This window comes from Paracoccus saliphilus, assembly GCF_028553805.1.
In the GTDB taxonomy this organism is placed as follows: Bacteria; Pseudomonadota; Alphaproteobacteria; order Rhodobacterales; family Rhodobacteraceae; genus Paracoccus; species Paracoccus saliphilus.
Window position 1 is genome coordinate 2,680,729 of sequence record NZ_CP067140.1, and the last position, 18,438, is coordinate 2,699,166.

Here is an 18,438-nt window from a genome sequence, read left to right on the forward strand (position 1 = left end):
GGGGGCTGGCGGAGCGCGAAGGGAACTGCACGATCCGCCTTGGCTGTCGGAGCCGGAGCTCCCGGCCCGTATCTCGCCCGTCCCGCATGCGGCGGGGCGGGGCGATTGAAGGCGGAGGCCAGCTTACGCCGCCGCCCGAACGCTCGGGTGAACGGTCAGAACACCACCTTGAAGCCCGCCGCTTCCAGCGCCTCTCGGCGTTTTTGCGACCAGGCCGCGGTCCAGTCGTCAGGGTTCTCTGCCTCCAGCTCTTTCCAGGCGGCCTGCAGGATCCCCTGACGCTCGATCAGCCGGTCGTTATGGGCCTGTGCCTCGTCGTTCCAGACACCGAGCTCCTTGAAATAGGCGATGGCACCCTCGTGATAGGGCACCACCCAGGTGAAGTTCTGGTTGTCGATGTTCCAGCCGCCGATCCCCGGCGCCTTGCCGTCATATTGCGGGAACAGCTCGACCATGGCCTTGGTCATGTTGTAGACCAGATCGGGATCCGCATCCGCCATGCTGACCAGCACCGGATAGGCATAGGTCGCACCCTGAACGCCATCGGTGCCGTCGATACCTGCCCCGACAGTCGCCTTGTTCGGCGTATAGAAGGGCGCGATATCGGTCAGCCGTTTGAACGCCTCTTCATCATCCGGATCCATCGCCGGCCAGAGCAGGCCGCGCGGTCCCGCCGCCGCCTCATATGCCGGGCCGGTATTGGTCGAGCCGAACATCGCGTCCACCTCTCCCTCGATCAAGCCGGTCCAGGCAGCGCCATAGCCCCCGAACTCGACCTTGGTCACATCGTCCCAGGTCAGGCCCGCATAGGCCAGGTAGGCGTCCATGTTCACATTCAATCCGGGTGCCCCGGCGATCCATGCCACGCGCTTGCCACGCAGATCGTCATAGGTCTCGATATCCGCATCCGCCGCCACGCCGACCGAAAGGTTCACATCGCCGCCGAAATTCGCCAACAGGACACGCAGGGGTTGCGGCCCCCAGTTCTTCTCTCCGAATTCGAACGCCCCCTCTTGCGCCATGAAACTGCCGCCTATGCCGGTTGCCGAGAACTCGACACGGCGCTGACGCAGAGGCTGGGTGCGCGAGACATCGTTCTTGCCGGGCAGAACCCGCAGGCTGGTGCCGGTAGCTTTCTGAAGCTCGCCCCCGATGGCGACGGCCTGATTGAAACCTGCCGACCCCGTATCATAGGCGGTCCAGGACATCTGTCTGGGCAGTTCGATGTCCTGCGCGCCGGCAGTGCCTGCCAGGAACAAGGCGATTCCGGCTGCGGTTCCCTTGAGAATATTCATTGATCTCCTCCCTGCAGATGACGGCTCCGCCGAAATCCTTGCCAAATCAACTATGCGAATTTATATTTCGCACAGCGAACGGATAATGTTTAATGCTCTTCTGAGTCAAGTGATTCAGCATCAAAATTTGCAAAACATCAGTTCGCATTGCGAAATAGCTTGCATTGGTATCATCTTTGCCGAAGATTGGCTATGTGCCCCTCAGGGCAAACAGGCATGATGTTGAAAGATCGAATGACGCAGGAAACTGAACAACCGGAAGAAACGGAAACCGGCGACCGGCAATTCGTCAGCGCATTGGCGCGGGGATTGGACATCCTGGGCTGCTTCCGCACGGATGACCGTTTCCTGTCCAATCACGAGATTTCGCGGCGAACCGGGCTTGCCAAGCCGACGATCTCGCGCCTGACCTACACATTGACGAAGACCGGCCATTTGCTGCGCGATAATGACAGTGGCGAATACCGCCTTGGCGCGAAGGTTCTGCAATTGGGCTTCGGCGTGCTGGCCGCGACAAGCATTTCCGACCGCGTTGCCGCGGAACTGGGCGCGCTGTCCAAGGGACCGAACCCCTATGTGACCGCCGCATTGGCCGAACGCAGCGGTATCCGCGCCGTCTATCTGGCAGTGCGGCGATCTCATCAGGCGGTTTCGCTATCGATCGGCGTGGGGGCGCGGCTGCCCGTCTTCTATTCCGGCATCGGCCGCGCCATCATCGCCGGACTGTCCGAAGAGGAACGGGCAGAGGTTCTGGCCATGGGCATCCGCGAATTCCCCGACCAGGAAGAGCGGATGGAGCAAAGCATCCGCGACGCGGTCAGCGACTACGAAACCTATGGCTATTGCACCAGCTTCGGAGCATGGAAGCCCGAGATCAACGCGATTGCCGCCCCATTGCGGTCGCTGGACGGCACGACGGTCTATGGCGTCAATGTCGGCGGACCGTCATTCCTGATCTCCCCGAAGGAACTGCACAAGGAATACGGCCCGGCATTGCTGGAAACCGTCCGCAAGCTGGGCGGAATCCCGGCAGGCTGACAGGCCTCGGCAACCGCCAGATCAGAGCCAGCGCGCCTCCCATGTCCCTGATTCCACCAAAAGCTGCGCCTGCTCGACCAGCATCTCGGCAAAGCGCTTGACCAGCCAGCCATTCCCGGTGAGCCCCGGCGTCCACAAGACCACGGTCCGCCCCAACTCGGGCGAGGTGATCGGGCGGGCCGCCAGTTCACCGCTGGCCAGCATGTCCCGGACCGAGATGCGCGAGAGGATCGTATTGCCAAGCCCCTGCCGGACGAAATTGAGCATGACCTGAACGATATCGACCTCGAGCACGACCTCAGGTGTGATCCCCTGCCCTGCCGCCGCCGCCTCGATCAGGCGGCGCAAACCATGGGCAGGGCTCGGCAGGATCAGGGGCTGCTCGAAAGCTTCGGCAAATCCTATGGGTTGGGAGCTGCCCCGGTCGGATGCCGGGCAGATGAGATAGAGCTGCTCATAAACCAGCGGGCGCGCATGAAGGTCACTCACCGGGCCGATTTCATAGGTGATGCCCAGATCGATCGTGCCGCGCTGCAACCAGTCCCTGACATGCCCCGTAAAGCCCGACACGATACGCAGCCGAACCTGCGGATAGCGCGCGTTGAAATGCGCGATCAGCGGCTCTGCCAACAGCTCCGCCACCGCGGGCGGCAAGCCCAGGGTCAAGGTGCCGCGCAATTCGCCTTCATTGCCGGGAACGTCGCGCAGGATGCTGTCAGCATCGGCCAGCAATTGTTCGGCACGGGACAACAGCAATTCGCCCTGCTCGGTCGGCTCCACCCCTCGGCCGTGACGTCGCAGAAGCGAAACCCCAAGCTCCTCTTCAAGCGCCTGCACCTGACGGCTGAGCGCAGGCTGGGCGATATTTAACCGCTCGGCCGCGGCGGTAATGCTGCGCATCTGGCAGATTCGGATGAAATTGCGAAGCTGACGAAGTTCCATGATGCCGATATTCTATCGCTGATAGATCTCCAATGCATTTGAAATATGGTCGCGATGTAACGAAGATACGGAAAAGATGGTCAGCTTTTGCGCGGCTCACCCGAAATGCAGATCATCTGCAAGGACGAGGAAACAGTGCAGCAGCCGAAAGGCGATGCCGATGGAGCCTGCTATTCAAAAATATGTATCGAACAATAGGGCGATAGTATTGGAAATCATATCCTGAAATATGGCCTTCTTCCGGAAAGCCCATGATCCCGGAGAGTGTGTCATGCTCAAGGACATACACCAGAACACCCCCGACAGCCCCGGCATGAAGACAGTTCGGGATTCCGGGCGGCTGCCAACATCGTATACTGCATCGCAATACCTGCGCCGTGGAGGAGAGAATCGGCGAGGTTCCCGGGGTGATCGCGGCGAAACATCTCAAGTCGCGACGCGCCCTGACAACAATAATGGGAGGAATATCATGTTACTACGCTCTATACTGGCGACAACGGTTCTGGGTCTCGGCACGCTGACCGCCTCGGCACAGGACTTGCCGCAGACGATGATCTGGACGGCCTATGATGTCGGCTCGGCGGGTTATGCCGAGGCTTCGGCCATCGCGGATGCATTCGGCAAGGAATTCGGCACCAAGGTTCGCATCCAGCCCTCGGGCACCGCGATCGGACGGTTGCAACCCGTTCTGCAAGGCCGGGCCGATTACGGTTTCCTGGCCACGGAATCGTTCTTCGTCTCCGAGGGCGATTTCGATTTCGCCACGCCGGAATGGGGCCCGCAGAACCTGCGCGCGGTCGCCGGGCGGCCCGCCTCTTTCGCCATGGTGACGGCTGCCGATGCGGGGATCGAGGAGATCGCCGACGCCAAGGGAAAACGCGCCGCCCTGGTTGTCGGCAATCCCTCGGTCAATCTCAAATGCGAGGCGATCCTGGCCTTTGGCGGGCTGACCACCGATGATGTCGAGGTGGTGATGTTCCCCACCTATGCCGCTGCCATGTCCTCGATGACCAAGAACGAGGCCGATTTCACCTGCACCACGCCGACCACAAGCCAGCTTTACGAATTGGCTGAATCACCGCGCGGCATCCGCTGGATTCCGCTGGATTCGGAAAACCAGGAAGGCTGGGCCGCGCTGGACGGGGTTCTGCCGATCATGTCCCCGTTCAACGAGGATATCGCCGCCGGGCTGGAAGAGGGCGAAAACGTGCAGATGGCGGCCTACCGCTATCCGGTGATCGCTACGACGGCCGACAAATCGGCGGACGAGGTCTATGCCTTCATCAAGGCGCTGGACGAGGCCTATGACCTTTACAAGGACGGCACCGCAACCATGGTCCGGTGGGATCTGGCCCAGGCCGGATTGCCCCCCGCCGATGTTCCCTTCCATGAAGGCGCCATCCGTTACCTGACGGAAAAGGGCATCTGGACAGAAGAGGCAGAGGCCTGGAACCAGCAACGCATCGCCCGGCTGGATGCGATGATCGCGGCATGGGAAGAGTTCCTGCCCGCGAACGAGGGTCTGCCGGCCGAGGAATTCGCGGCGAAATGGAAAGAGAAGCAAGGCGAGGTCATTGCTTCGCTCGACTCGTAAACCGGGCTGCTTGCCGGTCGGATCGGGCCTGCGGGTTCGGTCCGACGCATTCCCAGTAAAGGATTTCCGAGATGAGCCAGACCGAGCCCAAGCCTGCAAACCCGTCGCCGACACCTGCCGCGCCGTTGCCACGCCTTTCCGGTGCGGCAAGCCTCGCGGTCTACATCCTTGGCATTGCCGGGCTCGTGCTGGCCGTCAACCAGGTTTTCCTGTTGAACCTGTTCGGTTTCCAGCCGCTCGGGAACTCCTATCTCTATTACCTGATCGGCATCTTCCTGGCGATTGCTTTCCTCAGCTTGCCCGCCCGGCCATCGCAATCGCACCGGGTACAATGGTTCGACTGGATCCTGTCGGCCATCGCGCTGACCGCCTGCGGTTTCCTTGGCCTGCATGGGATCGACATCATCCAGAAGGGCTGGGAGTTCTCGGCCCCGCTCTCAGTGAATATCGCCGCCGGAGCGGTTCTCATCATCACGCTGGAGGGCGTACGGCGCGGAGGTGGCCCCTTGCTACTGGCGACCGCATTGTTGTTCGGCGCCTATCCCCTGTTCGCCGATTACATGCCGGGATTCCTCTGGGGCACCTCGTTCAGCCTGCCCGAGACGATCCGCGTCCATGTCCTTGGTGTCGAAAGCATCATCGGCATCCCGATGCAGGTCGTGGCCGAACTGGTCATCGGTTTCGTTATCTTCGGATCGGTGCTGACGGCAACCAAGGGCGCAGATTTCTTCATGGACCTTGCCGCGGCCTTGCTGGGGCGCAGCCGGGGAGGTCCAGCCAAGGTCGCGGTTCTGGGTAGCGGCATCCTGGGCTCGCTGTCGGGCAGCGTGATCTCGAATATCCTGACCAGCGGACCCTTCTCGATCCCGACCATGAAGCGGGTGGGATATCCCGCGACCTATGCCGCCGCCATCGAAAGCTGCGCCTCGACCGGGGCCACGCTGATGCCGCCGGTCATGGGAACCGTTGCCTTCATCATGGCCTCGTTCCTTGGCGTGCCTTATGCGCAGGTCGTCGCCGCCGCCTTCCTGCCCGCAGTGCTGTTCTATGTCGCACTGCTGTTCCAGGTCGACATGTTCGCCGCGCGCAAGGGGCTCAAGGGTCTGCCAGCCTCGGAAATCCCGCCGCTGCGGGGCGTGCTGCTGCGCGGCTGGCCCTATCTTCTCTGCCTCGCCGTGCTGATCTATGTGCTGATGGGCTTGCGGCTCGAGACCTATTCGCCCTATGCGGCCTCGGTCGTCCTGCTGCTCGCCACCGCCCTGCGCAAGGAAACCCGCCTGAACTGGGAGCGGGCAAAACGGCTGCTGACCGACACCGCCTGCAATATCGCGGCGCTCGTCGCGATCCTGGCGGGAATCGGGCTGGTCGTGGGCGGGTTGTCCTATACCGGTGTCGCCGGTGCATTCTCGCGCGAGTTGCTGCTTTATGCCGGGGGCAGCGTGCCCTTGATGCTGATCGCGGGTGCGATCACCAGTTTCGTGCTGGGCATGGGGATGACCGTCAGCGCCTGTTATATATTCCTGTCGATCCTGCTGGCACCCGCCCTGATCGAAGCGGGACTGAACCCGCTGGCCAGCCATCTGTTCATCCTCTACTGGGGAATGCTGTCCTATATCACCCCGCCCGTGGCGCTGGCCTCGATCACGGCGGCCAGCATCGCCGGGTCGAACCCGATGCGGACCGGCGTCTATTCGATGCGCTTGGGCGGGGCGCTGTTCCTGCTGCCCTTCATCTTCGTCTACGACACCGGGCTGGTCTTTGTCGGATCGCTGCCGGATATCGCCAGCTCCTTCCTGATCGCCGCCCTTGCGCTATGGGCGTTGACCTCGGCGCTGGAGGGCTATCTCTACGGGATCGGCCCGGCGGGCCCGCTCAGCCGCGTGCTGATGGGCGCAGCCGGGCTGCTGGCCATCGTGCCGGAGTTCTATTCGGACCTTGTCGGGCTGGGGCTGATCCTGGGCGTCTACGGGGCGAACCTGATTTTCCTGCGCAATGAAAAGAGGACTTCTTCATGATCGACAAACGGATCGGCGATCTGGCCACGGCCGTCGCGCCGATATTCGATGGCGCCGTGGTGATGGTCGGAGGCTTCGGCAATTCCGGCATCCCGGCCGGACTGCTGACCGCCCTGCTGGAACAGGGCGCCCGCGAGCTGACCATCATCTCGAACAATGCCGGGGCGGGCGAGGACGGCATCTCGTCGCTGCTGCGCGAAAAGCGTGTCAGCAAGGTCATCTGCTCTTACCCGCGCAGCCCCGGATCGATCTGGTTCGAGCGGCGCTACGAGGCGGGCGAAATCGAGCTCGAGATCGTCCCGCAAGGCACGCTGGCAGAACGCATCCGCGCCGCCGGGGCGGGGTTGGGCGGTTTCCTGACACCAACCGCCTATGGGACGCTGCTTGCGGAGGGCAAGGAAACGCGGGAAATCGATGGCGTGGGATATGTGTTCGAAAAGCCCCTCGCGGCGGATTTCGCACTGATCCGGGCCGAGGCCGGGGATCGTTGGGGCAATTTGCGCTATCACGCGACGGCGCGGAACTTCAATCCGGTGATGGCCACCGCCGCAAGCCACAGCATCGCCGAGGTCCGGCACCTATCGGGGGACGCGCTGGATCCCGAGGCGGTCATCACGCCCGGCATCTTCGTCGACCGCATCGTGGAATATGGGGTAAGGCCATGAATAAACTTGATGAAAACGGCATGGCAGCGCGGCTTGCGCAGGACATCCCGGACGGCGCCTATGTCAATCTCGGGATAGGGCTGCCCAACAAGGTGGCGCATTTCGTCCCCGAGGGGCGCGAAGTGATGTATCATACCGAGAACGGCCTGCTCGGTGTCGGCGGCGCGCCCGCCGCGGGCGAAGAAGACCCGGAACTCATTGATGCCAGTAAGAAAATCGTCACCATGCTTCCCGGCGCGGCGCTGTTCGACCATCCGCTGGCCTTCTCGATGATGCGGGGGAACCATCTCGGCATCGCGGTGCTGGGCGCCTATCAGGTCGCCGAGAACGGCGATCTGGCGAATTGGGCGACTCTGGAGCAAAGCTTTCCTCCTGCGGTCGGCGGCGCGATGGACCTTGTTGCCGGGGTGCCGCAAATCTTCGTGCTGATGCGCCACACTGCCCGGGACGGCACGCCCAAGCTGTTGAAACGGTGCAGCTATCCCCTGACCGGGGCGGGCGTCGTGACGCGCGTCTATACCGATCTCTGCGTCCTCGAAGTCACGCCCGAGGGTTTCCGGCTGGTCGAACTCGCCCCCGGCAACAGCCTGGAGGATGTGCAGGCGGTGACCGAGGCGCGCATCCTCGCATAAGCCCGCAGGGCGTTGCGCAACGGCAGCGAACGCTGCCCGTTGCGCAACGCCTGCAGAGCCGAGCCACACCTCTGAATTTGCAGTTTTTTTCGCTGTGACATCCGTACACAGCTTGTGCACAGGGCGTACACAGCCTGTACACAGGCAGCGCACGCTCCCGATTGTTGTTTTGCCCGCCCTCTTCATTCTTCATGAAAATATCCAGGGGGTCGCCGGTGGGCGCCATTGGTTCGAGAGACCTGCCGGTAACGGGGGTGTGAAACCCCCGGCCATCGCGGGACGCAACCACGCCTCACCAGTTCCGATCCGCGCAACGGCTCAGAGCAACCCAAAATGCACTGCCAGCGACATGCCGCAATTCCACAGTAGCAACAGCCCGATACTGTAGGGCCAGTTCCAGCGCATGCCGACGGTCACCGGTGACTGCCCGATCAGCGCACCGGCATAGGCGACGGTCGTGATGAAAGGCGAAAAGCACATCACCGCCGCCCATGTTCCCATCAGCGTCAGGGCCGCCGCCGAGGTCGCGAGCCCGGCAATATCGAGCTGCGAGACGAGACTGCCCAGGACCGATGCCGAGATGATCGGGTTGATGCCGACACAACCGCTCAGGAACATCGTCAGGCTGATCGCCCAGACTGCCGCCACCGGCGTCATGCCGAGATCACTTGTCAGCGCCCGGATTTCCTCGACCGGCAGAACCGCGATCACCAGGACCGAGAGCAAGCCACCGGAGGCAAAGACGCCAAGCTCGGATGTCGCGGCGCCGAAACTGCGCAGGCTGTCCCGGATCATGCGGCCCGTGGCAGACATCGCCTTTCCCGTTGCCCGCCGCCCGGTCCGGGCCATCCACAGCACGGCATAGCTTGGCAGGACCAGCAGCAGGGCCTGCTGGAAACTGACCGGCGCAAGGCTGCTGAGCGCGATCACGGCACCGCCCAGCAAGCCGAGATGGGCCAGCAACAGGCCCACCGCCCCCCTGTCGGCGGGATCGGGCGGGGCGGCTCCATGCGGCAGGTTGCGTCCTTTCGGGGCCAGCCGGCGATCCAGAAGCCAGCCGTAGCCGGCGACGACAAAGGCCAGCACGAAGCCGATCGGCCCGACATCCAGGTAATCCAGATCCGGCATCGACAGCAGCAGCGAATTCACCGAGAAGGCCAGTGGCGACCAGAGTGCCACGAGGCCGAAACCGCGCGTCACGGCCAGGGTCATGCGGCGCAGTTTCAACCGCTGCAGATCGGGCGGCAGATGTGCCGATCCCTTGCCCATGGCCCGCGCCGCCATGTCCAGAAGGATCGCCAATCCGCCAAGGTTGATCAGCATGCCGAAGACATGGCCGCCGAAATTCAGCGCCAGGTAGCGCCGCCCGGGCGGCTGCGCGGTAACATAGCGCCCTGCCCGCTCGATCTCGGGCGCGGCCGAGGCGGCGATACGCAGCATCCCCAACAGGGCCAGAAGCGAGGCGAGGAAGCAGGCCCGCTCGAAAGCATGAATGAAACTCTCCAGCGGCACATCGCGCAGCACGGCGAGGATCAGCATGACCAGCGACAGGGTTATCGGAATCGCGCCGATCAGCGTCAGCCGCCGCCATGACAGCAGGAAATACAATGCCAGCGCCGCTCCACCGATCAGGCCGAGCACCGGGATCGGCGCAAAGATCTCGATCAGCGAAACGGCAATGACAAGGCAGATGCAGCCCTGCGCGACCGGGGCGGAAAAGCCCCGGCGAAAGGGTTCCGCTTCTACCGACATGAAAGCCCGGCTGGTTCCCCGCTCACATCGGGTCCCATGCGAAGACATCGCCGCTCACATCCACCGGCTGGAAACCGGCGCGGAAGGCGGGCAAGGCGCGCTCGGCGATCAGTTCGGGCGTCCAGCCGGTCTCGGCATGGGCACTGCGGACCGGGCGGGGCTGGTTGAACAGGAACAGCTCGTTCAGCCGGGCGGCAAAGATCTGGCCGGTTACCTCGCGCGCGGCCTCGGATGCCAGGAAGACCGCCAATGGGGCATTGGTCTCGGGCGTCATGCGCTGCAGTTTCTCGACCCGCGCCTTTTCCTCGGGCGTGTTGGCGGGGATCGAGCTGGTCATCCGGCTCCATGCGAAAGGGGCGATGCAGTTCGAGCGGACATTGTAGCGTTTCATGTCCAGCGCGATGGATTTCGACAGCGCCGCGATGCCCAGCTTGGCGGCCGAGTAATTGGCCTGCCCAACATTGCCGATCAGCCCCGAGGTCGAGGTCATATGCACGAAGGCCCCGCCCTGCTGTTCACGGAACAGCGGCGCGGCGGCGCGACTGACGTAAAAGCTACCGTTCAGATGCACGTCGATGACGGATTTCCAGTCCGCCGGGTCCATCTTGTGAAAGATCGCGTCGCGCAGGATGCCCGCATTATTCACCACCGCATCGAGACGCCCGAAGCTGTCGGTCGCGCATTGCACGATCTTTTGCGCGCTGTCCCAATCGGCGACGCTGTCAGTGCTGATCGCGGCTTCGCCCCCGGCGGCCTCGATCATTGCCCTGGTCTCCTCTGCCGGGCTGGCCGAACCGCCCTCGCCGCCCAGTGAGACGCCGATATCATTGATGACGATCTTGGCGCCCGCGCGGGCCATTTCCACGGCGATGGCGCGGCCGATGCCGCCCCCCGCCCCGGTTACGATTGCCACCTTGTCCTTCAGCCCCAGGTCGATTGTCATCTCCATCTCCTTCAACGCATGGTTTCGCTCAGGCCCAGCACATGCTTGGCCACGATATTCTTCTGGATCTCGGACGAGCCGCCATAGATCGAATGCGGCCGCGCCTGGATGAAGGCGCTGGCCGGGTAGAGGCTTTGATCATCCTGCAGCGGGTCGAGCAGCGCGGCATGTTCGCCGGCGATTGCGATCATCCGGTCGGTGATCTTCTGATACAGCGCCGAGAGGTTGATCTTGAGCATCGACACGTCGGGGCCAAGGCTTTCGCCCCGCCGGACCTGGTTGGCGAAGGTCGTGTAAAGGGATTTGTGATCCTCGAGTTCCATCCGCAACTCGTTCAGCATCGCCCGGATGGCGGGATCGTCCTGGCGGCCCAGATGGCAGATCAGCCGCATCAGGTGATCCAGCGCGCCGGTGGCCTGGAATGGCGAGCCAAGGAAGATACGCTCGAAGCCGAGCAGGTTCTTGGCGATGGTCCAGCCTTGGTTGACCTCTCCGACGATGGAGTCGGCGGGGATCCGGACATCGTGGAAAAACACCTCGCAGAATTCGTCATGGCCATCGAGGTTGAGGATCGGGCGGATCTCGATCCCCGGGGTCGTGACCGGCATGATGAAGAAACTGATACCCTTTTGCTTGGGCGCCTGCGCGTCGGTGCGGGCAAGGACGAAGATCCAGTCGCCATCCATGCCGAGCGTTGTCCAGATCTTCTGGCCGTTGATCACCCATTCATCGCCCTCGCGCACGGCGCTGGTGCGCAGCGCCGCGAGATCCGAGCCCGCATCGGGTTCCGAATAGCCCTGGCACCAGATGATCTCGCCCGACAGGATTCGTGGCAGGTGATAGGCCCGCTGTGCCTCGGTCCCGTGGCGGATCAGCAAGGGGCCGACCATGGTGATGCCCTGATCGGGCAGCCGGGCGGCGCCATGACGCTCCAGCTCCTCGATCAGGATCAGGTGCTTGGCGGGGGACAGGCCCATGCCGCCATGTTCGCGCGGCCAGTTCGGAGCAAGCCAGCCTTGCCGGGACAACGCATCATACCATGGCCGCCCCTCGGCGATATGCAGGCGGCGTTGCGGGTTGCGCAGATGCGGCGGGTAATTGGCCTCGATCCAGTGCCGGGTGGTGGCACGGAAATCCGGGTCCGAGAGTGGGTTCAGATCCTGATGCGGTTTGGGCTCGATGGCGGGCATCCTATTTCCCCCTGAATTGCGGCTGTCGCTTTTCGAAGAAGGCGGCGCGGCCCTCGGCGGCATCCTCGCTGCGCAGCAGGATAGGTTGCATCTGGCGCTCGTATTCCAGCGCCTCGTCGATGGAACGGGCGAGAAAATCATTGATGAAGATGCGCGGCAGCGGGGCTTGCCCGGCTGCGCTCCGTGCCATCTCCACCGCCTGCGTCAGCGCTTGGCCCTCCGGCACAAGGTGATCGACCGCGCCGATCCGCAGCGCCTCGGTGGCAGGCAGCGGGGTCGCGTCCAGCATGATCTGGCGGGCCCGGCCAGAACCGATACGGGCAGGCAGGGTCGCCAGCATTCCCAGATCCGGGATCAGCCCGATCTTGCGGAACGGCGCGAGGAATTGCGCGCTCTCGCCCGCCACGATGCAATCGCAGGCCAGCGCAAGTGACCAGCCTGCCCCGGCCGCCCAGCCCTCGACCGCCGCGATCAGCGGCTTGGAGAACCGCGTCATCCGCCCGATCAGGTCCTTGACCACGGCGAAACGTTCGCGCGAGGCCTCGATACTCGTGGCGGGCGGGTCCTTGATATCTCCGCCGGTCGAGAAATTTCCACCGGCCCCAGTCAGGACCACCGCCCGAATCTCCGGGTCTGTTTCGGCATCGGCGAGGAGGCGCGCCATGGCCAGACGCACGGAATGGCCGACCGGGTTCCGGCGCGCGGGTTCGTCCATGGTGAGGATCAGAACGCCATCCTCGATCCGCGTTTTCAGGCCGTTCTGATCTGCCATCGCATCAATCCTCCCCGGTCAGTTCAGCATGGCGCGCGCGGTGCCAACCGGGCGATCCATAGCGATTACCGATGGTCAGCGCCTTGCGCAGGAACAGGCCGATATCGGCCTCGTCGGTGTAACCTATCGCGCCGTGCAACTGGATCGCCTGACGCGTGACCAGCATCGCGGCATCCCCGGCCCGCGCCTTGAGCCGCGAAACCGCAGCCGCCACGTTCCGCCCATCATCCATTGCCGCGCAGGCGTCGCGCAGGACCGCGCGGGTGATCTCTATCTGCAGCTTCAGATCGACGGCGCGATGCTGCAACACCTGGAAACTGCCGATGGGACGTCCGAATTGCCGCCGCGTCTTCAGGTAGTCCAGCGTGATCTCGAAGCTGCGCTCCATCGCGCCCAGCAGATAGGCCGAGACCGCCAGCGCCGCCGCCTCCAGCGCCGCGCCAGGCGATCCGGGAACCGGCGTCGCGGGACTGTCCCGGAACCGCAGCGCCGCCAGCTGTCCGCCATCCTGTGTCGGGTTGCTGTCGATCTGCACATCGGTGCTGGCCACGAGGAACAGGCCCTCACCGGTCGTCACCAGGAAACGGTCGGCGGCCTCGGCCATCGGCACGAAACGCTTTTCGCCGATCAGGCGATTGCCCCCTTCGACCTGCACGCCCCCTATCGGGTCCAGCCCATCGGTGGCAGAGGCCCATGCGGGCAGGACGATCTCGTCCCCTGTCAGCACCGATGCCGGAGTCGCCGCGCCCATCATGTCGATGGCAAGCTGCGCCTCGATGAAAGGTTCGGGCAGCAGGGCCGCGCCAGCCTCGCAGGCGAGTGCGGCATATTCCAGCGCGCCCAGCCCCGCGCCGCCCGCGTCCTCGGGTAATCGCAGGCCGAGCCAGCCCATCTCCGCGATCTGCGACCAATTGGCACGGTCGATCCCCGGCTGCGTGAAGCGCAGACCCCGCAACCGCGAGAACTCGCCCTTCCGGGGGGCGATCCCCGCCGCGCTGTCGATCAGCATGCGGATCTGGTCCTGCCGCTCTTCATCCTCGATCTGTGCCGCAAGACTCATCAGGACATCTCCTCAGTTATCGAATGCGCAGCGGCCATTGCCGATGGCGATCACGTCGCGTTCGACCACGCGGGTCCGGAAAGAACCGTCTTTCCAGATCTCGGTCCGCAATGTCTCGCCCGGTGTCACAGTCGCGGTAAAGCGCGCGTCCAACCCCCGAAACCGCGCCGGATCATTGCCGCATAGACCCTGCAAAAGCGCCTTGGCCGCCACGCCGAGCGAACAAAGCCCGTGCAGGATCGGTCGCTGGAATCCGGCACGCGCAGCGATATCGGGATCGAGATGCAGCCGGTTGTCATCGCCGTTCCAGCGATACCAGAGCGCCTGCTCGGACCGGGTCGGGCTGTCGATCACGATATCCGGTGCGGTTTCGGGCATGTGGTGGGTGGGTTTGGCCGGGCTGTTCGGGCCGCCGAAACCGCCATCGCCGCGCAGGAAGGTGGTGCTGGTCGTGGTCGCCAGAAGCTTTCCGGTCGCCGCATCGCGCAACTCCTTTTCGGAATACATCAGCGCGCCGCGCCCCTCGCCCTTGTCGATCAGGCCGGTCACGCGGGTCTTGCCGGTGACACTGCCCGATGGCGCCAGGGGTTCATGGATGGTGATGCCCTGCTCGCCATGCACCACCTTGACGGCATCGACCCCGGTGCGCGGATCGGCCAGCCAGAAACCGGGATGGCCCAGCACCAGCGGCATGGTCGGGAAGGGCGTGATCTCGGGCAATCCCCCGGCAAAGCGCAGTTGCTCGCGGTCCATCGGGTCCTGCCCCAACCCAATCGACAACGCGTAGAAGGCGCAATCGCGAGGGCCGTAATCCTGCCGGATCTCGGGGATGTCGAAATTCAGCAAATGCTGGGGATCAATCGGCATGGGCGGGTTCCTTCTCCTGCAACTCGATCACCGCGTCCAGCGCCACGGCGCCCTGTCCATCGGGCATGGCCATGATCGGGTTGAGATCGACCGAGACCAGCCGCGGACCCGCCCCGGCAGCGAAATGCGATAGGTGCGAGAGCGTGCGGGCCAACGCGTCCAGATCGGCCGGAGGGCGGCCACGCGCGCCGGTCAGGATCGAAGCGCCGCGGATCGACAGGATCATCTCGCGCGCGGTTTCCTCATCGAAGGGGCATTGGCGCAGGGCGATGTCGCGCAGGATCTCGACGAAGATCCCACCCAGACCGAAAGCCGCGATGGGGCCGAAAGAGGGATCGCGGCTGATGCCCATGAAGCACTCGACCCCGCCGCTGATCTGCTGCGCCACCAATATGCCATTGATGCTTGCGTCAGGGCGATGCTTGCGGGCGGCAGCAAGCAGATCGTCATGGGCGGATGCGGCCTCATCCACTGAGGTCACGTTCAGGCGCACCCCGCCGATATCGGATTTATGCGGGATGTCGGGCGAAACGATTTTCATCACCACCGGAAAGCCGATCTCGAGCGCGGCTTCGCGCGCCTCCTCGGCGCTGTGGACCAGTTTTTCACGCGATACCGAGATCCCCGCCTCGGCCAAGAGCGCCTTGGACTGGAACTCGTCGGGCGAGGTCGAAGGCAGGCGGATATCGGACAGGGTGTCCGCCTGCACCGGCCTTGCCGACAGAAGCTTGCCCATCCGCCCCATCGCAGCCAGCGCGCGGGTCGCACGACCTGGATCCTCGAAGACCAGGAACCCCGCTTCTTCATAGCGTTTGACGATCTCGGGCGGGGCGACTGCGCAGAGGACGATCAGCCGGTCGGGGAATTCCTCGCGCAGAGGCAAGAGCGCTTCGAGAAGCTGCGGGGCGATGACCGGGCTGCCCGCGACGGTGGTGGCAAAACAGATCACCGAGCGGTAGCCGCCCTTGTCGAGCGCGGAATGGATGAATTTTCGGAACAGGTCCAGATCGTTCAGCGCCTGCGCCGTGCAATCCACCGGGTTGGCGGGCGCGCAAAAGGGCAAAAGCTCGCGCAGTTCCGCCTGCGCCTCGGGCGGCATGGGTGGCATGGGCAGGCCCTGCTGCTCGGCCTCGTCGCTGGCGACGATACCCGCCCCGCCCGAGACGGTGATCACGCCAAGGCTGTTGTCGACGGGATAGATCCGCTGCCGCGCCACATAGGCCAGGTCCAGCATCTGCTCGGTATCGTTGACGCGCATGGCCCCATGCGCGCGCAGAACCTCGTCCGCGACCGCATCGTCACCGGCCAGAGAGGCGGTATGTGAGGCGGCGGCACGTCCCCCCACCTCGCTGCGCCCGCTTTTGAGGATGAAGACGGGCTTGCCGGTCTGCCGCGCGGCATCCAGTGCCGCAAGCATGCGGTCCGGATCGGTGAAACCTTCCTGATAGGCGCAGATCACGTCGATGCGGTCGCTTTGGGCCATCCAGCCGATGGCATCGGCGACCGTGATATCCGCCTCGTTCCCGGTCGCGACAAGGACCGGCACACCGATCCCGCGCCGACGCGCCACCGCCGCGACATGGGTGCCGAAAGCACCGGACTGGCTGGCCATGCCTATCCTGCCCGGCAGCGGGTAGCCCAGATCCAGCGAAGAGGTGAAACTGCCGAAATAGCCCAGATCGACATTCCAGCATCCAAGCGTGTTCGGCCCCAGCAAGCGCATGCCATGCCGCCGGACCAGAGTGACGAGGCGTTCCTGCTCCTTGCGCCCGTCCTCTCCCAGTTCCGCAAAACCGGCGGTGAACATGGTGACCGTCTTGCAGCCGCGATGGCCCAGGGCATCGACGGAGTCCAGGGCAGCATGGGCGGGAACCGCGACAATGGCGGCATCCGGCGCCTCTGGCAGGGCGGCGATGTCGGGATAGCAGGTCAGGTCCTGCACACGGTCGCGCTTCGGGTTCACCGGCAGGATGCGTCCCTTGAAACCGCCTTGCAGCATCGCCCGGATCGGCCTGCCGCCGATGCGCGTCGGATCGGCCGAGGCCCCTATGATCGCGACAGAATCAGGTTCAAGAAGCCGCGACAAGCTACCGAAATTATAAAGCATTTTCGGACCCAAGGAATGCCGTGACCTGACTGGAGAGCGTGCCGCCATTGCCATGCAGCAGGGCGATATCGGCACGCTCGAGTTGACGCTCGCCCGCTTGCCCCCGGATTTGCGCGACGGCCTCGGCGATCAGGAACATGCCATACATGCCGGGATGTACGCAGGACAGCCCGCCGCCATTGGTATTCACCGCCAGCTCTCCACCCGGCGCGATCCGTCCGCCCTCGACGAACCGCCCGCCTTCGCCCTTGGGACAGAAGCCGAGATCCTCCAGGAACAGGATCGTGTTGATGGTGAAGGCGTCATAAAGCATCAGCAGATCGACATCGCTATGCTGCAAACCCGCCATCTCGAACGCCCGGGGCCCGCTTTCGGAAGCCGCGGTGACGGTCAGATCCGGCATGGCAACAATCGAGCGGTGCCAGTTCGCGCCCGCCGCGCCAAGGAAATAGGCGGGCTTTTGCGGGAAATCCTTCGCCCGGTCGGCGCTGACAAGGATACAGGCCGCCGCGCCGTCGGTGACAAGACAGCAATCCCCCTTGGTCAGCGGATCGGACACCATCCGGCTGGCCAGCACATCCTCGCGCGTCAGCGGGCCATGGGCAAAGGCCTCGGGATTCAGATTGGCCCATTCCCGCGCCGCGACCGCGACATCGGCCAGTTGTTCCCGGCTGGTGCCATATTCATGCATATGCCGTGCCGCCGCCAGCGCATAGGCGGTGATCGGGTGGCGGGGTCCATAGGGGGTTTCATGCCATTGCGGCTCGGACATCGAGACCAGCCGCCCCCCGGCGGTGCGCTGGTTCGAGCCATAGCAGATCAGCGCCACCTCGCAGAGCCCGGCCTCGATGGCCAGCGACGCCTGCAGAAGATGCATCTCGAAGCTGGAGCCGCCGATATTGGTGCCGTCGAAGAATTTCGGCTTCACCCCCAGATATTCGGCGACGCTCATGGTCGGGAAAGCGTGACCGCTGGTGGCCGCGAAGATGCCGTCTATATCTGACAGCTTCAGCCCGGAATCATTCAGCGCGCCAAGCGTCGCCTGACCCAGCAATTCGATGGCAGAATAGCCCGGAGCCTCGCCCATCCCGGCTGTGGCCATGCCGACGATTGCGGTGCGTCCCCTGATCGGATGAGCCATCACGCATCCTCCCCGACCGGATCAAAGACCACGCGCGGCATATCCCCGGCCTCGATCCGGGCGCGCACGCGGGCGCCGATGGCGGTGGTCTCCACCCCTGAGACGGTCGACATCATGCGCGGCCCTTCGTCGAGATCGATCAGCGCAACGTTGTGATTACCCTCTCGCTTGCGGTTGACGGTGATCGAATAGACCCTGCCCATTCCGCTGGCGGGCACCCATTCGAGATCGTCCTCGCCCGAACCCGGCGCCAGAACGCGCGGCCAGAACAGATATGTCCCGGTCGAACGCGATTTCTGGATCATGAATTTGCCGTCGGCCAGATAGGCCTCGAATGCCTTTTGCGGCCCGAGCGCGTCATGCGACATGCTCACCTCCCCGATTTTCCTCGTCGCGGGGATGATGTCCCTTGGCTTGCCATTGTT

General features: G+C 64.0%; 16 protein-coding genes. 5 read left to right on the plus strand and 11 right to left on the minus strand.

The window, feature by feature from the left end; translation table 11 throughout:
- Positions 1-155: 155 nt before the first annotated feature.
- Positions 156-1,295 (minus strand): TAXI family TRAP transporter solute-binding subunit, encoded by a 1,140-nt coding sequence (locus tag JHX88_RS12875; RefSeq protein WP_076523230.1) that lies wholly within the window; start codon positions 1,293-1,295, stop codon positions 156-158.
- A gap of 234 nt (positions 1,296-1,529) precedes the next feature.
- Here JHX88_RS12875 and JHX88_RS12880 point away from each other — a divergent pair, with 234 nt between their 5' ends.
- Positions 1,530-2,333, plus strand: coding sequence for an IclR family transcriptional regulator (locus JHX88_RS12880; protein ID WP_076523772.1), 804 nt, complete (start codon positions 1,530-1,532; stop codon positions 2,331-2,333).
- 21 nt (positions 2,334-2,354) lie between these two features.
- Here the strand turns inward: JHX88_RS12880 and JHX88_RS12885 are convergent, their stop codons facing one another.
- A complete protein-coding gene (locus JHX88_RS12885) occupies positions 2,355-3,275 on the minus strand; it encodes a LysR family transcriptional regulator (protein ID WP_084202838.1) in 921 nt (306 codons plus the stop codon).
- A gap of 469 nt (positions 3,276-3,744) precedes the next feature.
- On the opposite strand from JHX88_RS12885, the gene JHX88_RS12890 reads away from it, so the two are divergent.
- From JHX88_RS12890 to JHX88_RS12905, 4 genes are all read left to right on the plus strand, one after another.
- Positions 3,745-4,869 carry a TAXI family TRAP transporter solute-binding subunit gene (locus JHX88_RS12890; protein WP_076523234.1) on the plus strand — a complete coding sequence of 375 codons (1,125 nt, stop codon included), beginning with the start codon at positions 3,745-3,747 and terminating at the stop codon, positions 4,867-4,869.
- A gap of 71 nt (positions 4,870-4,940) precedes the next feature.
- Positions 4,941-6,884, plus strand: coding sequence for a TRAP transporter permease (locus JHX88_RS12895; RefSeq protein WP_076523236.1), 1,944 nt, complete (start codon positions 4,941-4,943; stop codon positions 6,882-6,884).
- A complete protein-coding gene (locus JHX88_RS12900) occupies positions 6,881-7,549 on the plus strand; it encodes a 3-oxoacid CoA-transferase subunit A (RefSeq protein WP_076523238.1) in 669 nt (222 codons plus the stop codon). The genes JHX88_RS12895 and JHX88_RS12900 overlap by 4 nt, the downstream gene beginning before the upstream one ends.
- A complete protein-coding gene (locus tag JHX88_RS12905; protein ID WP_076523240.1) occupies positions 7,546-8,181 on the plus strand; it encodes a 3-oxoacid CoA-transferase subunit B in 636 nt (211 codons plus the stop codon). Before JHX88_RS12900 ends, JHX88_RS12905 begins: the two co-directional genes overlap by 4 nt.
- Positions 8,182-8,499: 318 nt before the next feature.
- Here the strand turns inward: JHX88_RS12905 and JHX88_RS12910 are convergent, their stop codons facing one another.
- The 9 genes from JHX88_RS12910 to JHX88_RS12950 are packed head-to-tail and all read right to left on the minus strand — an operon-like array spanning position 8,500 to position 18,381.
- Positions 8,500-9,933 (minus strand): hypothetical protein, encoded by a 1,434-nt coding sequence (locus tag JHX88_RS12910; protein ID WP_076523242.1) that lies wholly within the window; start codon positions 9,931-9,933, stop codon positions 8,500-8,502.
- Between the two features lie 22 nt (positions 9,934-9,955).
- Positions 9,956-10,876, minus strand: a complete 921-nt coding sequence (locus tag JHX88_RS12915; RefSeq protein ID WP_076523244.1) for an SDR family NAD(P)-dependent oxidoreductase — start codon at positions 10,874-10,876, stop codon at positions 9,956-9,958.
- Between the two features lie 11 nt (positions 10,877-10,887).
- Positions 10,888-12,066: an acyl-CoA dehydrogenase family protein gene (locus JHX88_RS12920; RefSeq protein WP_076523246.1), complete on the minus strand. Its 1,179-nt coding sequence runs from the start codon at positions 12,064-12,066 to the stop codon at positions 10,888-10,890.
- A gap of 1 nt (position 12,067) precedes the next feature.
- Positions 12,068-12,838 carry an enoyl-CoA hydratase/isomerase family protein gene (locus JHX88_RS12925; protein WP_076523248.1) on the minus strand — a complete coding sequence of 257 codons (771 nt, stop codon included), beginning with the start codon at positions 12,836-12,838 and terminating at the stop codon, positions 12,068-12,070.
- 4 nt (positions 12,839-12,842) lie between these two features.
- Complete coding sequence (locus JHX88_RS12930) at positions 12,843-13,898, minus strand: acyl-CoA dehydrogenase family protein (RefSeq protein WP_076523250.1); 1,056 nt, start codon at positions 13,896-13,898, stop codon at positions 12,843-12,845.
- A 12-nt stretch (positions 13,899-13,910) separates the two neighbouring features.
- The gene (locus tag JHX88_RS12935) at positions 13,911-14,765 is read right to left on the minus strand and encodes a MaoC/PaaZ C-terminal domain-containing protein (RefSeq protein ID WP_076523252.1); all 855 of its coding nucleotides are present in this window, start codon (positions 14,763-14,765) and stop codon (positions 13,911-13,913) included.
- A complete protein-coding gene (locus JHX88_RS12940) occupies positions 14,755-16,872 on the minus strand; it encodes an acetate--CoA ligase family protein (protein WP_076523254.1) in 2,118 nt (705 codons plus the stop codon). The genes JHX88_RS12935 and JHX88_RS12940 overlap by 11 nt, the downstream gene beginning before the upstream one ends.
- On the minus strand, positions 16,862-18,013 hold the full coding sequence (locus tag JHX88_RS12945) for a thiolase (RefSeq protein WP_076523256.1): 1,152 nt from the start codon (positions 18,011-18,013) through the stop codon (positions 16,862-16,864). The genes JHX88_RS12940 and JHX88_RS12945 overlap by 11 nt, the downstream gene beginning before the upstream one ends.
- The gene (locus JHX88_RS12950) at positions 18,013-18,381 is read right to left on the minus strand and encodes a Zn-ribbon domain-containing OB-fold protein (protein WP_076523774.1); all 369 of its coding nucleotides are present in this window, start codon (positions 18,379-18,381) and stop codon (positions 18,013-18,015) included. Before JHX88_RS12950 ends, JHX88_RS12945 begins: the two co-directional genes overlap by 1 nt.
- Positions 18,382-18,438: the final 57 nt, after the last annotated feature.

Coding starts and splice junctions, on each gene's coding strand:
- JHX88_RS12905 (WP_076523240.1), top strand. CDS start 7,546: ATGAATAAACTTGATGAAAACGGCATGGCAGCGCGGCTTGCGCAGGAC.
- JHX88_RS12940 (WP_076523254.1), bottom strand. CDS start 16,872: ATGCTTTATAATTTCGGTAGCTTGTCGCGGCTTCTTGAACCTGATTCT.
- JHX88_RS12910 (WP_076523242.1), bottom strand. CDS start 9,933: ATGTCGGTAGAAGCGGAACCCTTTCGCCGGGGCTTTTCCGCCCCGGTC.
- JHX88_RS12935 (WP_076523252.1), bottom strand. CDS start 14,765: ATGCCGATTGATCCCCAGCATTTGCTGAATTTCGACATCCCCGAGATC.
- JHX88_RS12895 (WP_076523236.1), top strand. CDS start 4,941: ATGAGCCAGACCGAGCCCAAGCCTGCAAACCCGTCGCCGACACCTGCC.
- JHX88_RS12915 (WP_076523244.1), bottom strand. CDS start 10,876: ATGACAATCGACCTGGGGCTGAAGGACAAGGTGGCAATCGTAACCGGG.
- JHX88_RS12930 (WP_076523250.1), bottom strand. CDS start 13,898: ATGAGTCTTGCGGCACAGATCGAGGATGAAGAGCGGCAGGACCAGATC.
- JHX88_RS12875 (WP_076523230.1), bottom strand. CDS start 1,295: ATGAATATTCTCAAGGGAACCGCAGCCGGAATCGCCTTGTTCCTGGCA.
- JHX88_RS12950 (WP_076523774.1), bottom strand. CDS start 18,381: ATGTCGCATGACGCGCTCGGGCCGCAAAAGGCATTCGAGGCCTATCTG.
- JHX88_RS12945 (WP_076523256.1), bottom strand. CDS start 18,013: ATGGCTCATCCGATCAGGGGACGCACCGCAATCGTCGGCATGGCCACA.
- JHX88_RS12925 (WP_076523248.1), bottom strand. CDS start 12,838: ATGGCAGATCAGAACGGCCTGAAAACGCGGATCGAGGATGGCGTTCTG.
- JHX88_RS12885 (WP_084202838.1), bottom strand. CDS start 3,275: ATGGAACTTCGTCAGCTTCGCAATTTCATCCGAATCTGCCAGATGCGC.
- JHX88_RS12900 (WP_076523238.1), top strand. CDS start 6,881: ATGATCGACAAACGGATCGGCGATCTGGCCACGGCCGTCGCGCCGATA.
- JHX88_RS12890 (WP_076523234.1), top strand. CDS start 3,745: ATGTTACTACGCTCTATACTGGCGACAACGGTTCTGGGTCTCGGCACG.
- JHX88_RS12880 (WP_076523772.1), top strand. CDS start 1,530: ATGACGCAGGAAACTGAACAACCGGAAGAAACGGAAACCGGCGACCGG.
- JHX88_RS12920 (WP_076523246.1), bottom strand. CDS start 12,066: ATGCCCGCCATCGAGCCCAAACCGCATCAGGATCTGAACCCACTCTCG.